Raw genomic sequence first — 13,822 nt, forward strand, 5'->3', positions numbered from 1 at the left:
GCGGCTAGGGATGGCGGGTGCTGAGGCGCCCGGAGGGTGTCGACGCGTCACCGCACGAGCGGGTGCGACAGCGTCGGCCGCCAGTTTGCCATCCTCTCCTGCCGACGTCGGAAGGTGAGGCCCGACCCCCTCGGTGTCGAATCGTCCTGACGATGGCGCTGGTGCCTCTTCGTCAACCTCATCTTCGTCGCCTTCGGCCTCGTCGGCGGGGCTCTCGTGCTCCGCGAGAGCAAGGCGGAAGGAGACAACCGCTACGACGTCTGGGGAACCGTCACCGTGACCCTGGGACTGGGCGCGATCGTCTACGGGTTCACCCGAGCCGAGCACGGATGGGGCGCGATCGACACCGTCGCCTTCCTCGCACTCGGCATCGTCCTGCTGACCGTCTTCGTGCTCATCGAACGCAAGGTCGACCAGCCGTTGCTGCCCCTGCGCGTCATCCTGCGTCGTGTGCGAGGCGGCGCGATCCTGATCCAGGCCGCCAATGGCGCCGTGATGATCGGGGCCATCCCCTTCTCGCGTTCTACTTCCAGATCGTGCTCGGAATGGGACCGCTGATGGCAGGACTCGCGAACCTCGCCATGACCGTCGCGATCATGGCGTTCTCGCCCGTCACCACGAAGATCCTCAACACGTTCGGCCCCCGACCCCTGATGATCGTCGGGCCGCTCGTCTCGGCAGCAGGGCTCTTCCTGCTCCTCGGCATCACCCCGGACGGGAACTACTTCCTCCAGGTCCTGCCCGCCCTGGTCGTGCTCGGAATCGGACTCTCCATGCTCTTCGTGCCCGTCCAGAACCTCGCCCTTCTCGGGGTCGAGAACGAGGACGCCGGAGTGGCCTCCGCCGTCGTCAACTCCGTCTTCCACATCGGCGGGTCCATCGGTCTCGCGGTGTTCACCGTGTTCTACGCGAGCACCGCGGACTCCGCCATCGCGTCCGGAACGGCCGAGCTCACCGCATTCACCGACGGCTACAAGGCCGTGTTCCTGGCCGCAGCAGTGACCATGGTCGCCGCCTCTCTCACCGGATTCCTCCTCATCCGAGGAAAGAAGGAAGATCTGAACCCCGCCTGGGACGAGGCGGAGGCCGCCCTCGTCCACTGAGACGATGCCGAAGGGGCGGGCCGGTTCGTGCAGCAGCGGCAGACCGGCTCGCCTCTTCCCGTCCGACTCACGACACCCCGTACGTCGCCGACCGACGACCTCCCCTCGATGGGGAGTCGTTCGTGGATCGCAACGGTCCGGTCGTCCGACGCGGCCGCGTCATCCGGTGGGTCCTCTCCCGCGATGCCGGCTGCACCGCCGAGATCATCGAGGGTCGCGACCCGGTCGCCCGGCACATCATCGCAGACCGGAACGACGACGCCCGGCCGCCCTCAGGTGAGGGGCGGCCGGGCGTCGTCGGTCGGAGGACCCGGTCAGGTCAGCCGCAGCGGAGCGCCGGGTAGGCGGCGCTCACGGGAGCGGAGGCGCTGCCGACGGTGGCGACCCCCTGGACGGTGCCGGCGGTGACCGAGGCGGCCCGCGTGGTCACGGCCAGCGAGGCGGTCCGGCCCGCGTCGATCTGCTGGGTCTTCGCGCCCCACAGGGTGTTCCAGCGGAGGTCTGCGGTCGACGCGGCCTTGTTGACGGTGGTCAGCGTGACCACCACCTTGCCCGCGACGCAGCGAGCCGCTGCAGTGGCGGTGACGGGCACAGCCGGCGCCTTCACGGTGATCGTCGCCGTGACGGTGCGGTTGGCCGAGGCCACCTCCTGCTCCTTCGAGAGCGAGAGGTCGAGCCGGCCGCTCGCGCGGATGTTCACGCCCTTGAACCAGGTGTTGCGGTCCGAGTCGAACAGGCCGCCCGCGTTCTGCGGATCGGTCGCCGTGTGCGGGTCCGGGTAGGGGCGGGCGTGGTAGGCGAGGAGCAGGTTGCCCGACTCGTCCTCGACGAACGAGTTGTGCCCGGTGCCGGCCTGCTGGCGCGAGAAGTACTGCGTCTCGTCCGCGCCGAGGCGGCCCAGGTAGGTGTCCTCGGTGTCCAGCACGGGGAACGCGGTCTGCGTCCACGTCGCGGGGTTGAGGAGGTCGGCACTCGCGTCGGCCGTGAGCAGGCCGAGCGAGTAGTACTTGTCGACCGTTCCGCCCGAGTAGGTGAGGTACATGCGTCCTCCCTTGGACACGATGAACGGCGCCTCGACGACGCCCTGGTCGTTGCCCTCGGTGGTGTCGGACGGGGTCGGCGAGCGCTTGCCCGACTCCCACGGCTGGCTCTCGCCGTAGATGCGGGTGACCGCACCGGTGACCAGCGGGACGGTGCCCTTGGGCCCCATCGTCGCCTTGGCGAGGGAGAGCGTGTTGCCGTTGGGCAGGACCCAGTAGCCCTGGGTGGCGCCGTTCTCCTGGCGGTCGATGTAGCTGACGTCGAAGGCCGCGCCCTCGAGGACGACCGGCTCGCCCCACTTCGTCTGGTCGAGGAATCCGCCCTCGGCGATCGAGGCGTCGGTCCCGGTGTAGGGGATCAGGACGGTGTTGTCGCACCAGCCGCCCACAGGCGCGTAGCCCTTGTTCATGCCGGCGACGATCCACCAGGTGCCGTTGATCTTGTGGAACTCCTGCGCCCAGATGTATCCGCCCCAGCCGTAGAAGGTGTTCGGGTACTGGCTCTGGCGACCGGGCGTGCCGGCGTCGGGGTCGATCACGATCTGCTCGGGAGCGGAGTCGAGACCGGCGATGGTCTTCGAGCGCTTGAGGCCGATCTTGCGGTAGCTGGAGCTCTCCTCGATCGGGCCGAGCGAGTCCTGACCGTAGTGCGAGCCCGTGAGGTAGTAGTAGCCGTCGTCCTCGTTGAAGAAGACGTGCGGATCCGCGCGGGCCTCGTTGACCATCGCCTCGGGGTCCTGCTGGACGGAGCCGGTGACCCGGTAGGTCCCGGGACGCGAGGTGTCGACGGCGGTGGTCAGATCGTCCTGCCAGTCGACGTTGAGCGACTTGGTCGAGCCGTCGTTGTACTCCATCACGGCCTGCCCCGGGAGCGCTGCGGCGATCGCAGCGGATCCGGCGCCGGAGTCGACGGAGCCGCTGAGCGACTTCACACCGGTGTTCTTCAGGTCGACGTACTCGCGGTAGAACGTGCTGAACTCGGTCGAGGTCAGCGCCGTCTCGCCGGCCTGGCCCTGGGTGAACCCGGCGGGGAGACCCGAGCCCTGGACACCGGGGACGCGGGCGTCGGCGCGGGTGGTCGCTCCGGGAGCGGTGCCGGAGGCGAGGTCCGTGAACAGCGTCACGCGGCCCTCGGTGGTGAGCAGATCGGTCCAGAACAGCTTGTAGACGCCGAGGGCGGAGTCGAAGACGATCCGCGGGTCGGTCACGACCGAGCCCGGCGCGACCCGGAGGACGCGCTGGTCGCGGAACGTGCGGCCGTCGGCGGAGCTCCAGAGGTAGACGGAGTCCGTGGCGTTGTTCTGCGACGAGACCGCGCCGAGCGAGCCGTCCTTCGAGCGGAACAGCAGCGGCGAGCCCATCTGGGCGTTCGGGCGCTGCGCCTGATCGCCGTCCTTGAGGACGGAGAGGATCGACTGCGAGCGGTTCAGCGGCTCCCAGGTGGTCGCGCCGGCGGGCAGTGCGGCCGTGAAGAGCGAGTCCGCGCGACGGTCGTCGTTGTACGCCAGCGGGTCGTCCTTCACTCCGTTCGTCGTGGTGACGGTCTTGACGGAGGTGGCGATGCGCCCGCCGGGCACGGCGAGGGTGCTGTCCCACGCGTAGGTCTGCCCGGCGACGGCTGCCTGGAGGCGGACGGCGACGGGAGCGGTGAGGCCCGAGAGGTTCACGGCGCCGGTGGAGGAGACGCGCGCGGCGCCGGCGCCGGAGGCGGTCCACGTCACGGTGTTCCCGAGGACCTGCGCGGGCAGGTCGCCGAGCACGGTCGTGGGGACGTCGAGGGCGGCGCGCAGGTCGGTCGCCACGGTGCTGCTCGTCGCGCCCAGCTCGGCCCCGGTCAGGGCGCGGTCGTAGACGCGCAGATTGTCGAGGAGTCCGGTGAAGTACTCCCCGCCGCCCCAGTTGGCCTTGCCGATCTGCAGGACTCCGCCGGTCGATCCGAGGACCGTCGCGAGCGAGGGGCCGGCCGTCGTGACGGCGACGGGCTTCGCGTCGACGTAGAGGCGGGCGGTGCCGGCGCTCAGCACGAGATCGACGTGCTTCCACTCCGTGCTGCTCGGGCCGGTGAGGTTGCCCGAGGAGTCGCGGGCGCCGCTGTTGGCGTACCGCTCGACGGTGATGCCGTTCGTCCTGTCGAGGACGCCGACGTACTTCTCCTGGGCGTAGTCCTGGGTCGCGGCCGAGCGAGCGGCGAAGACCGACCAGCCGACGTTGTCCGCGGCGGCGGGCTTGGAGTCGTACGACAGAGTGACGGAGTCGCGACCCTTCAGCAGCGGCTGCCCGTCGGTCGCGGTGAGGTCGAGCCAGAACGAGGACGACAGCGAGACGGCGCTGCCCTGCCCGGTGCGGCCGGCGACGAGGGTCGGCGTGCCCTTCACGGCGGCGCGGGTCGACCTGTCGGTGAAGGCGCCTCCGCTCGGGGCGGTGTCGAAGGTGAAGTCCGCGAGCAGGCTCTGCGCGGGAGTGGTCGCCGCTGTCGCGGCGACGGCGACCGGCACGGCGGCGCCGGCGGCGAGGGCGATCGTCGCGGATGCGGCGAGGGTGGCGGCGAGCAGGCGCGAGGGCCTGCCTCCGCCCGGGGGTCGTGACGTCATCGTCGACGTGTCCTCTCGGGTTCTGCAGCGAACCGGTGGGCGGACGGGGGATCCCGCCTGCGGTGTGGTCTTCGCACGGTACCGGCGATTGTTCACGGTAACAAGGGAGCACGACCGACAGTTGCGAAATTCCCACACCCGTCGGTCGGCCCTTTCACGCAGAAAGCCGTAGCGGGCGGACCGACAGCTCCGCGCCCGCCCCCGCCCCCGCCCCGCCCGGTCAGTGCCCGCGCGCGATCCACTCCTCGCGGTGCGGCGCCTCCGCTCCGATCGTCGTCGAGTCGCCGTGGCCGGTCCGGACCACCGTCGCGGCGGGCAGCGTCAGCAGGCGCTCCGTGATCGAGTCGATGATCGTCGGGAAGTCGCTGTACGAGCGGCCGGTGGCCCCCGGCCCGCCCTGGAAGAGCGTGTCGCCGGTGAACACCGTGCCGAGCGCCTCGGCGACGAAGCAGACGGCGCCGGGGGTGTGGCCCGGGGTGTGCCGCACCTCGAGCTCGACGCCGGCGACGGGCACGATCCGCCCGTCGACCAGACCGCCGCTCGGGGCCGTGCCGGGGTGCACGGCGTCCCACAGCATCCGGTCGGCCTCGTGGAGCAGCACCGGGGCGCCGGTCGCAGCGCGGACTCCCTCGACCGCGTCGAGGTGGTCGTCGTGCCCGTGGGTCAGCAGCACGGCGAGGAGTCGGCGCTCGCCGACGGCCGCGAGGATCGCGTCCGCGTCGTGGGCGGCGTCGATGACGACGCACTCGGAGTCGTCGCCGACGATCCAGACGTTGTTGTCGACGTCCCAGGTGCCGCCGTCGAGGCTGAAGGTGCCGCTCGTGACGAGCTGCTCGATCCGCGCGCCCATCAGAGCACCACCACCGAGCGGAGCACGTCGCCGCCGGCCATCGTGGCGAAGGCCTCCTCGATGTCCTCGATCCCGATCCGCTCGCTCACGAACTCGTCCAGGGGCAGGCGGCCCTGGAGGTAGAGGCCGGTCAGCATCGGGAAGTCCCTCTCCGGCAGGCAGTCGCCGTACCAGCTCGACTTCAGCGAGCCGCCGCGGCCGAAGACGTCGAGCAGGGGGATCTCGAGCGTCATCTCGGGAGTCGGCACCCCGACCAGCACCACGGTCCCGGCGAGGTCGCGGGCGTAGAACGCCTGGCGCCAGGTCTCGGGGCGGCCCACGGCGTCGATGACGACGTCCGCTCCGAAGCCGTTCGTCAGGGCCTGCACCGCCGCGACGACGCCCGCCTCGTCGAGGCCGCTGGAGTCGATGACGTGCGTGGCGCCGAGCTTCTCGGCCGCGACCAGCTTCTTGGGGTCCCGGTCGATCGCGATGACCGTGCCGGCGCCCGCGAGAGCGGCGCCGACCACGGCGGCCGTGCCGACTCCTCCGCAGCCGATGACCGCGACGGAGTCGCCGCGCGTCACGTTCCCGGTGTTCATCGCCGCGCCGAGGCCGGCCATGATCCCGCAGCCGAGCAGGCCCACCGCGGCGGGGTCCGCCTCCGGATCGACCTTCGTGCACTGCTTCGCGTGCACGAGGGTCTTCTCGGCGAAGGCGCCGATCCCGAGGGCGGGGCTGAGCTCGGTGCCGTCCTCCAGGGTCATCCGCTGCGTCGCGTTGAAGGTGTCGAAGCAGTACCAGGGCTCGGCCCGGGTGCAGGCCCGGCACTCGCCGCAGACCGCGCGCCAGTTGAGGACCACGAAGTCGCCGACCGCGACATGGGTGACTCCCTCTCCGATCGCGCTGACCCGTCCGGCCGCCTCGTGACCGAGGAGGAAGGGGAAGTCGTCGCTGATCCCGCCCTCGCGGTAGTGGAAGTCGGTGTGGCAGACACCGCAGGTCTCGATGTCGACCACGGCCTCGCCCGGGCCCGGGTCGGGGACGACGATGTCGACGAGCTCCACGGGAGCGCCCTTCGACCGGGCGATGACGCCGCGCACAGTGGTGGGCATGGGGGCTCCTTCGACGGGGGCGTGCAGGTCCGCTCCACAGTAACGACCGCGGGAGGCGGGTGCGCCGGATGGACGCGGGCGCTCCCGCCCACTCCTGGGCCGGGCCGCCCGCCTCGCGGACCGCGACCCTGACAGTCGGTAGGGTGCGGGCCATGCGCACTCTGTACCCCGAGATCGAGCCCCACGACTCCGGCATGCTCGACGTCGGCGACGGCCACTCGCTCTACTGGGAGGTCTCGGGCAACCCCGAGGGCAAGCCCGTCGTGTTCCTGCACGGCGGCCCCGGAGCCGGCACCTCGCCCGCCCACCGGCGGCTGTTCGACCCCGAGAAGTACCGCATCGTGCTGTTCGACCAGCGGATGTGCGGCCGCTCCACCCCGCACGCCGGCGAGCCGGAGGCCGACCTCTCGACCAACACCACCTGGTACCTGGTCGCCGACATCGAGCGCCTCCGCGAGCACCTCGGCGTCGAGCGCTGGCTCGTGCTCGGCGGCTCCTGGGGCTCGACCCTCGCCCTCGCCTACGCCGAGACCCACCCCGAGCGGGTCAGCGAGATCGTCCTCCGCGGGATCTTCACCCTCCGCCGCGCCGAACTCGAGTGGTTCTACGAGGGCGGCGCCGCCGCGGTCTACCCGGACCTCTGGGAGGGCTACACCTCCGTCGTCCCGGCCGACGAGCGGGGCAGCCTCATCGAGGCGTACTACCGCCTGCTCCACGACGCGGACCCCGCCGTGCACGGCCCCGCCGGCGTCGCCTGGACCACCTGGGAGGCGTCGACCATCACCCTCCTGCAGAAGCCGGAGCTGATCGCGGACTGGTCCGATCCCGTCTTCGCGCTCGCCTTCGCCCGCATCGAGAACCACTTCTTCGTGCACAGGGGCTGGTTGGAGGAGGGGCAGCTGATCCGCGACGCCGGCGTCCTCCGCGACATCCCGGCCGTCATCGTGCAGGGCCGCTACGACATGTGCACCCCGGCCTTCACGGCCTGGGACCTGCACCGGGCCTGGCCCGAGGCCGACTTCCGGATGATCGCCGACGCGGGCCACGCCTTCGACGAGCCGGGGATCCTCGACGCGCTGATCGAGGCGACGGACCGCTTCGCGTCCTGACGGGCGGGGCGGTCCGCGCCTCGCGGCCGGGATGCCCGGGCGCCCGTGCCTGAGCGTCCCGCGCCCGGTGCCGTCGTGTCCCGGGAGCGGGTCTACCCTGATCAGATGCGCGCGGACGACACCTCCGGGATGGAGGACTGGCCCACCGGCCGGCTGCTCTCCACCGCCTCCCGGATGGTCGAGCACGCCTGGCACGGCGCCCTCGCCGAGATCGGCCTCACCCACGCCGGCCTGATCGTGCTGCACCTCCTGCAGGCGGGTCCCGTCGCGCAGAAGGAGTTGGCCGCCGCGGCCCACGTCGAGGTGCAGACCATGTCGCGCACCATCGAGCGCCTCGAGCGCGAGGGCCACGTCTCGCGCACCACGGATCCGTCGGACCGCCGCCGGCAGCTCGTCGCGCTCACCGACGCGGGCGGCGAGGCCTGGCGCCGGGCGCACCGCCTCGAGGTCGACATGTTCCCGGGCTCGCTCGAGCACGGCCCCCTGCGCGAGGCGCTGCTCGAGATCATCCGCTCGGCCAGCGAGTCGCGCTGGGGCTGACCGCAAGCCCGAGCGGAGCCCGTCCGCGGAGCGCTAGCTTCGTCGGCATGACCTTCAACGACGACTCCCAGCTCAGCGGCGGCAAGGTCCGCCGTCGCGGCCGCACCACCGGCATCGCCGTCGGCGGGGGCGCGGTGGGCGTGGTCGTGCTCGCGCTGCTCTCGCAGCTGCTCGGCGTGAACCTCTCGGGCCTCGGCGAGGTGTTCGGCGGAGGCGGGTCCTCGCCGGAGGGCGTCACCTCCACCGCGGTGGCCTGCGACAGCGGCGCCGACGCGAACACGCAGGTCGACTGCCGCCTCGAGGGTGCGGCGGAGTCGCTCGACCGCTACTGGGGCGAGCAGACGCCGACACTCGGAGTCGCCTACACGACCCCGACCGGCGTCGACCTGTTCGAGGCCAGCACCACCACCGGCTGCGGGAGCGCGACCGCCGCGGTCGGCCCGTTCTACTGCCCGCCGGACCGGACGATCTACCTCGACACCGACTTCTTCGACGAGCTGCGCACCCGGTTCGACACCTCGGGCGGATCGCTCGCGCAGATGTACATCCTCGCCCACGAGTGGGGCCACCACATCCAGAACCTGACCGGCGCGATGGAGTCGGCGGACCGCTCCGGAACCGGTCCCGAGTCGGACTCGGTGCGCCTCGAGCTGCAGGCCGACTGCTTCGCCGGAGCCTGGGTGGGCGACGCCTCGACGGTGCCCGACGAGACCGGCACGCCCTACCTCAAGCCGGTGACGGCGCAGGAGTACCAGGACGCGCTCGGCGCCGCGGCCGCCGTCGGCGACGACCGCATCCAGGAGCAGGCCACCGGCACCGTCGATCCGGAGGGGTGGACGCACGGCTCGGCCGAGCAGCGCCAGCGCTGGTTCCAGGCCGGCTTCGAGGGCGACGCCACCAGCTGCGACACCTTCGCGGCCGCGCAGCTCTGACCGGACGCCGCTGAGGGCTCCTCGCCGCTGCCTGCGGACCCCCGCGGGTCAGGACACGGAGTCGGCCGGCTCCTCCATGTACCACTCGGTGAACGAGCGCGCCCGCCCGTCGGGGGCGAAGCGGATGACCCAGAGGTTCAGGTAGGTGCGGTCGCCCGGGTAGACGGTGCGCGCCTCCACCACGGCGGTCTCCTCCGTCAGCGCGACCAGGCCCCACGCGAACGTCGGGTCGGCGGGCTCCTCCTCCGCCAGCCACCACTCGACGATCGCGTCGCGCGGAGTGATCGCGTCGCGGTGCGGCGCCGTGAAGTACTCGGCGTCCTCGGTGAACAGTGCGGCCACGTCGGCCGCGTCGTCCGTGGCCCAGGCCTTCTCGTAGCCGGTGATCCAGCTCTCGATGTCGATCATCCGCCCATCCTCGTCCTGCCCGACGCGCGCGGGAAGGAGGAGGAGGGAACAAAGCGGCGGCCCGCGCTGTTGAGCCCCGAGCCGGTCGAAAGCAGAGCCGAGCGATACGATCCCGCCGACGACGGCCCGCCCGCCGCCGCGGTCCGGGTGCACGTCCGCCGCCGACACGAAGGACAGCCGTGCCCGACTCCGACAGACGCTCCCTGACCCGCTCGCCGGACCCGCGCCTCATCACCGCCGTCCTCGCCTTCGCGGGGATGAGCGCCTCCTTCATGCAGACGCTGGTCGTCCCGATCCAGTCCGAGCTGCCGACGCTGCTCGGCGCCGACCGCACCGAGACCGCGTGGGTGATCACCGCGACGCTGCTCAGCGCCTGCATCCTCACCCCGGTCTCCGGCCGCCTCGGCGACCTCTACGGCAAGCGGCGGATGGCCGTGGCCGCGCTGGTCGTGCTCGTGATCGGCTCGATCGTGTGCGCCTTCGCGGGGGACGTGTGGACGCTGGTCGTGGGCCGGGCCCTCCAGGGCGCGGTGATGGGCGTCATCCCGCTCGGCATCTCGATCCTCCGCGACACCCTCCACCGCGACCGGCTCCCCGGTGCGATCGCCCTGGTCAGCGCGACCCTCGGCATCGGCGGCGCGCTCGGCCTGCCGCTCAGCGCCCTCATCGCGCAGAACACCGACTGGCACGTCCTGTTCTGGATGTCCGCGGGCCTCGGCGTCCTCGACATCGTCCTCGTCCTCCTGGTCGTGCCGGTGTCGACTCTGCGCTCGCCGGGCACCTTCGACGTGGTCGGCACGATCGGCCTCGCCCTCGGACTGAGCGGCGTGCTGATCGCCGTCTCGCGCGGCAACGACTCCGGCTGGACCAGTCCCGCGATCCTGGGCTCCGGCCTCGGCGGCATCGCCGTCCTGCTCCTCTGGGGCTGGTACGAGCTGCGGCAGGAGAGCCCGCTCGTCGACCTCCGGGTGGCCGCCCGCCCCGCCGTCCTCTTCACCAACCTCGCCTCGGTGGCGGTCGGCTTCGCGTTCTTCGGCGCCCAGATCACGCTGCCGCAGCGCCTCGAGCTGCCGACCGCGTCCGGCGTCGGCTTCGGCCTGAGCCTGATCGTGGCGAGCCTCGTGCTCGCGCCCTCGGGCCTGGCGATGATGGCGACGTCCCCGCTCGCCGCCCGCCTCTCGGCGCAGTCCGGGCCGCGGCTCGTGCTGATCGCCGGCTCCGGGCTGATCGCGGTCTCGTACCTGCTGATCCTCCCGTTCGGCGGCGAGGTGTGGCAGATCCTGGTGATCAACGCCCTCATCGGCGTCGGCCTGGGCCTCGCCTACGCCGCGATGCCGACGCTCATCATGCACGCCGTCCCCGCCTCGGAGACCGCCGCCGCGAACGGGCTGAACTCGCTGATGCGCACCCTCGGCACGACGCTCTCCTCCGCCGTGACCGCGGGCGTGCTCGCGCAGCTGACCGTGTCCGTCGGCGACGTGCAGCTGCCGAGCTCGCAGGGCTTCGAGACCACGTTCGTGATCGGCGCGATCGGAGCGCTGGTCGCCGTCGCCCTCGGCCTGCTCATCCCGCGGGCGCCCCGCCCTGAGGCGCGACCCGCTCTGCCCTGACCGGACCGCGCGTCGTCGGCCGCGAGTGCTCCTCGCCGAGGAGACCTGGTCTCGGCCGGCGACGCGCGTCCGCTACTCGTCCTCGAGAAGCATCCGCTCGATCTGCAGCTCGCGCAGCCGCGTCGAGGCCTGCAGGTTCTCGCGCGCGGCGAGCACCAGGCGGCACAGCAGCACCAGCAGCACGATCGCGAGCACCGCGACCGCCGTCACGACGACTCCGTACAGCGCGGTCAGGACTCCCCAGGTCTGGATCATCCCTCGACGCTACGGAGCCGCGCCCGCCCTCGCGTCCCCCGCTCGGCGGAGAGCGCGGGGCGGGGCGGGCAGCCGGTGCAGGGGCAGTGGACGCGCAGAGCCCGGCCCGCGACGGCTCAGCCCGCGAACGCCCCGCGGTACGCCCGCGCCGGGTGCGTCGCCGGCAGCTCGTCCGTCCCGAACAGCTTGCGGCGCAGCGTCCCCTCGGCGTACTCGGTCTGCGCGAGGCCCCGCTCCTGGAGCACCGGCATCACCCGGTCGACGAACTCCTCGTAGCTGCCGGGCAGGATCCAGTTGACGACGTTGATCCCGTCGATCCCCGCGTCGCGCCAGCCCGCCAGGTGGTCGGCGATCTGCTCGGGAGTGCCGACGACCCGTCCGCGCAGCTTCGCCGAGAGCCGGGCCAGGTCGCGGACGGTCGGCTCGCGGTCGGGGGAGGCGTCGCGGATCCACTGCAGGTGGCTCTGGCCGGCGTAGGTCTCGATCGCCGAGAGCGGCAGGTCGGGGTCGAGCTTCTCGCCCGTCGCCGGGTCGAAGCCGAGGTTCGAGTGCACGAGGAAGGCGTCGGAGGAGAGGTACTCGTCGATCTCGCGCTCAGCGCGTCGCGCCTCCTCCTCCGTGTCGCCGGTGATGAAGGAGAGCCCCAGGTAGAAGGAGGGCGCACCCGCTCCGCGACCGGCCGCCGCGGCGAGGGCCCGCGTGTCCTCGATCAGCTCGCGGGTCTTCTCCGGCGACCCCGAGAACACGAACTGCGCCTCCGCGTTCCGCGCGGCGAAGCGCCGGCCCGCGGGGGAGGAGCCGGCCTGGAAGAGCACGGGCGTGCGCTGGGGCGACGGAGCCGAGAGGTGCGGCCCCTGCACGCGGTAGCGCTTCCCGACGTGGTCGATGCGGTGGATGCGCGCCGGGTCGGCGAAGGAGCCGCTCTTGTCGCGCAGGAGCGCGCCGTCGTCCCACGAGCCCTCCCACAGCTTGTAGACCACGTCGAGGTACTCCTGCGCCCAGGCGTAGCGCTCGTCGTGCTCCTCGAGCCGGTCGTAGCCGAAGTTGCGGGCCGCGCCGTCGAGGGCGCTGGTGACGATGTTCCAGGCGATCCGCCCCTTCGAGAGGTGGTCGAGGGTCGAGACCTTCCGGGCGAAGTCGAACGGATGCGACTGCAGCACCGAGCTCGTGAACGCGAAGCCGAGGTGCTCGGTGCTCACCGCCAGGGCCGAGAGCAGCACGGACGGGTCGTTGCTGGGCAGCTGCAGCCCCTCGCGGGCGTTGACGTCCCAGTCGCCGTCCGCCGGACCGTAGAGCCCCGCCACGTCGGCGAAGAACATCGCGTCGAAGCGGCCGCGCTCCAGCGTCCGGGCGAGGTCGATCCAGAGCTGCACGTCGTCGAACTCGTGCTGCCGGGCGTCGGGGTGGCGCCAGAGGCCGTGCTGGATGTGGGAGGCGGTGTTCATGACGAACGCGCAGAAGCGCAGCGGGCGGGGCTCGGTGATCACGCTCCCAGGCTAGGCCGGGTGCCTCCCACCGGTCTCGAACGACTCCGCGCGTAGGGTGTCCGACTGTGGAATCCCGCATCCCCGAACCCGCGCACGCCGTCCCTCCGCTGACGGACGCCGTCGCCGAGGCGCTCGACGCCACCACCGTCGCCGAGATCCGCGCACTGCGCGACGACTTCGCGCGCTTCATGCTCCAGTACAAGTTCGGGATGGACGAGATCGTCACGAAGGTGTCGATCCTGCAGGAGGAGTTCCGCGAGCTGCAGGAGTACAACCCGATCGAGCACGTCACGAGCCGGCTCAAGTCGGCCGACAGCCTGATCGAGAAGATCGAGCGCAAGGGCTGCGAGACGACCTTCGAGGGCATCGCCGACGCGATCACCGACATCGCCGGCGTGCGGATCACCTGCAGCTTCGTCTCGGACGTCTACCGCGTCTTCGACCTGCTCACCTCGCAGTCCGACGTGACGGTGCTCGAGGTGAAGGACTACATCGCCGAGCCGAAGGAGAACGGCTACAAGAGCCTGCACGCGATCGTCGAGGTGCCCGTGTTCCTCTCCGGCGGATCGGTCGACGTCTGCGTCGAGGTGCAGTTCCGGACCATCGCGATGGACTTCTGGGCGAGCCTGGAGCACAAGATCTACTACAAGTACGACCGCCAGGTCCCGCAGGAGCTCCTCGACGGCCTCGCCGACGCGGCCCGCACCGCCGCCACCCTCGACGCCGACATGGAGCGCCTCCACCGCCAGGTCCGCGGCCCGCTGCCCGGGGCGCGCACCTACGACGTCTGACGCGCCGCCCCA

13 protein-coding genes are annotated in these 13,822 nt (G+C 71.8%); 7 read left to right on the forward strand and 6 right to left on the reverse strand.

Annotation, left to right across the window (positions count from 1 at the left end; genetic code table 11):
* Window positions 1-216 precede the first annotated feature (216 nt).
* Window positions 217-558, forward strand: coding sequence for a hypothetical protein (locus tag C5C99_RS17035; RefSeq protein ID WP_181074545.1), 342 nt, complete (start codon window positions 217-219; stop codon window positions 556-558).
* Window positions 558-1,103 carry an MFS transporter gene (locus tag C5C99_RS17040; RefSeq protein ID WP_181074546.1) on the forward strand — a complete coding sequence of 182 codons (546 nt, stop codon included), beginning with the start codon at window positions 558-560 and terminating at the stop codon, window positions 1,101-1,103. Before C5C99_RS17035 ends, C5C99_RS17040 begins: the two co-directional genes overlap by 1 nt.
* A gap of 319 nt (window positions 1,104-1,422) precedes the next feature.
* On the opposite strand, the gene C5C99_RS05165 is transcribed toward C5C99_RS17040, so the two are convergent.
* From C5C99_RS05165 to C5C99_RS05175, 3 genes are all read right to left on the reverse strand, one after another.
* Entirely contained in the window at window positions 1,423-4,734 is a 3,312-nt protein-coding gene (locus C5C99_RS05165) for a family 43 glycosylhydrolase (protein WP_104287746.1), read from the reverse strand.
* Window positions 4,735-4,954: 220 nt separating this feature from the next.
* Window positions 4,955-5,584 (reverse strand): MBL fold metallo-hydrolase, encoded by a 630-nt coding sequence (locus C5C99_RS05170; protein ID WP_104262335.1) that lies wholly within the window; start codon window positions 5,582-5,584, stop codon window positions 4,955-4,957.
* Entirely contained in the window at window positions 5,584-6,678 is a 1,095-nt protein-coding gene (locus C5C99_RS05175; RefSeq protein WP_104226021.1) for an S-(hydroxymethyl)mycothiol dehydrogenase, read from the reverse strand. The genes C5C99_RS05170 and C5C99_RS05175 overlap by 1 nt, the downstream gene beginning before the upstream one ends.
* Before the next feature lie 152 nt (window positions 6,679-6,830).
* On the opposite strand from C5C99_RS05175, the gene pip reads away from it, so the two are divergent.
* The 3 genes from pip (at window position 6,831) to C5C99_RS05190 (ending at window position 9,259) form a co-directional block, all read left to right on the forward strand.
* Window positions 6,831-7,787, forward strand: a complete 957-nt coding sequence (pip, locus tag C5C99_RS05180; RefSeq protein ID WP_104338399.1) for a prolyl aminopeptidase — start codon at window positions 6,831-6,833, stop codon at window positions 7,785-7,787.
* A gap of 105 nt (window positions 7,788-7,892) precedes the next feature.
* A complete protein-coding gene (locus C5C99_RS05185) occupies window positions 7,893-8,327 on the forward strand; it encodes a MarR family winged helix-turn-helix transcriptional regulator (protein WP_104338400.1) in 435 nt (144 codons plus the stop codon).
* A gap of 47 nt (window positions 8,328-8,374) precedes the next feature.
* Window positions 8,375-9,259 carry a neutral zinc metallopeptidase gene (locus C5C99_RS05190; protein ID WP_104338401.1) on the forward strand — a complete coding sequence of 295 codons (885 nt, stop codon included), beginning with the start codon at window positions 8,375-8,377 and terminating at the stop codon, window positions 9,257-9,259.
* A gap of 48 nt (window positions 9,260-9,307) precedes the next feature.
* Here C5C99_RS05190 and C5C99_RS05195 read toward each other — a convergent pair whose 3' ends face one another.
* Complete coding sequence (locus tag C5C99_RS05195; protein ID WP_104249695.1) at window positions 9,308-9,667, reverse strand: nuclear transport factor 2 family protein; 360 nt, start codon at window positions 9,665-9,667, stop codon at window positions 9,308-9,310.
* A gap of 179 nt (window positions 9,668-9,846) precedes the next feature.
* Between C5C99_RS05195 and C5C99_RS05200 the strand changes: the two genes are divergently transcribed.
* A complete protein-coding gene (locus C5C99_RS05200; RefSeq protein WP_258062342.1) occupies window positions 9,847-11,277 on the forward strand; it encodes an MFS transporter in 1,431 nt (476 codons plus the stop codon).
* Window positions 11,278-11,349: 72 nt separating this feature from the next.
* Here C5C99_RS05200 and C5C99_RS05205 read toward each other — a convergent pair whose 3' ends face one another.
* Window positions 11,350-11,532 (reverse strand): hypothetical protein, encoded by a 183-nt coding sequence (locus tag C5C99_RS05205; protein WP_104224402.1) that lies wholly within the window; start codon window positions 11,530-11,532, stop codon window positions 11,350-11,352.
* A gap of 116 nt (window positions 11,533-11,648) precedes the next feature.
* On the reverse strand, window positions 11,649-12,977 hold the full coding sequence (locus C5C99_RS05210) for an NtaA/DmoA family FMN-dependent monooxygenase (RefSeq protein WP_374953130.1): 1,329 nt from the start codon (window positions 12,975-12,977) through the stop codon (window positions 11,649-11,651).
* Between the two features lie 230 nt (window positions 12,978-13,207).
* On the opposite strand from C5C99_RS05210, the gene C5C99_RS05215 reads away from it, so the two are divergent.
* Window positions 13,208-13,810 (forward strand): GTP pyrophosphokinase family protein, encoded by a 603-nt coding sequence (locus tag C5C99_RS05215; RefSeq protein WP_104234325.1) that lies wholly within the window; start codon window positions 13,208-13,210, stop codon window positions 13,808-13,810.
* The last annotated feature ends 12 nt before the right edge of the window (window positions 13,811-13,822 follow it).

This window comes from Rathayibacter sp. AY1C4 (assembly GCF_002932195.1).
Lineage (GTDB): Bacteria > Actinomycetota > Actinomycetes > Actinomycetales > Microbacteriaceae > Rathayibacter.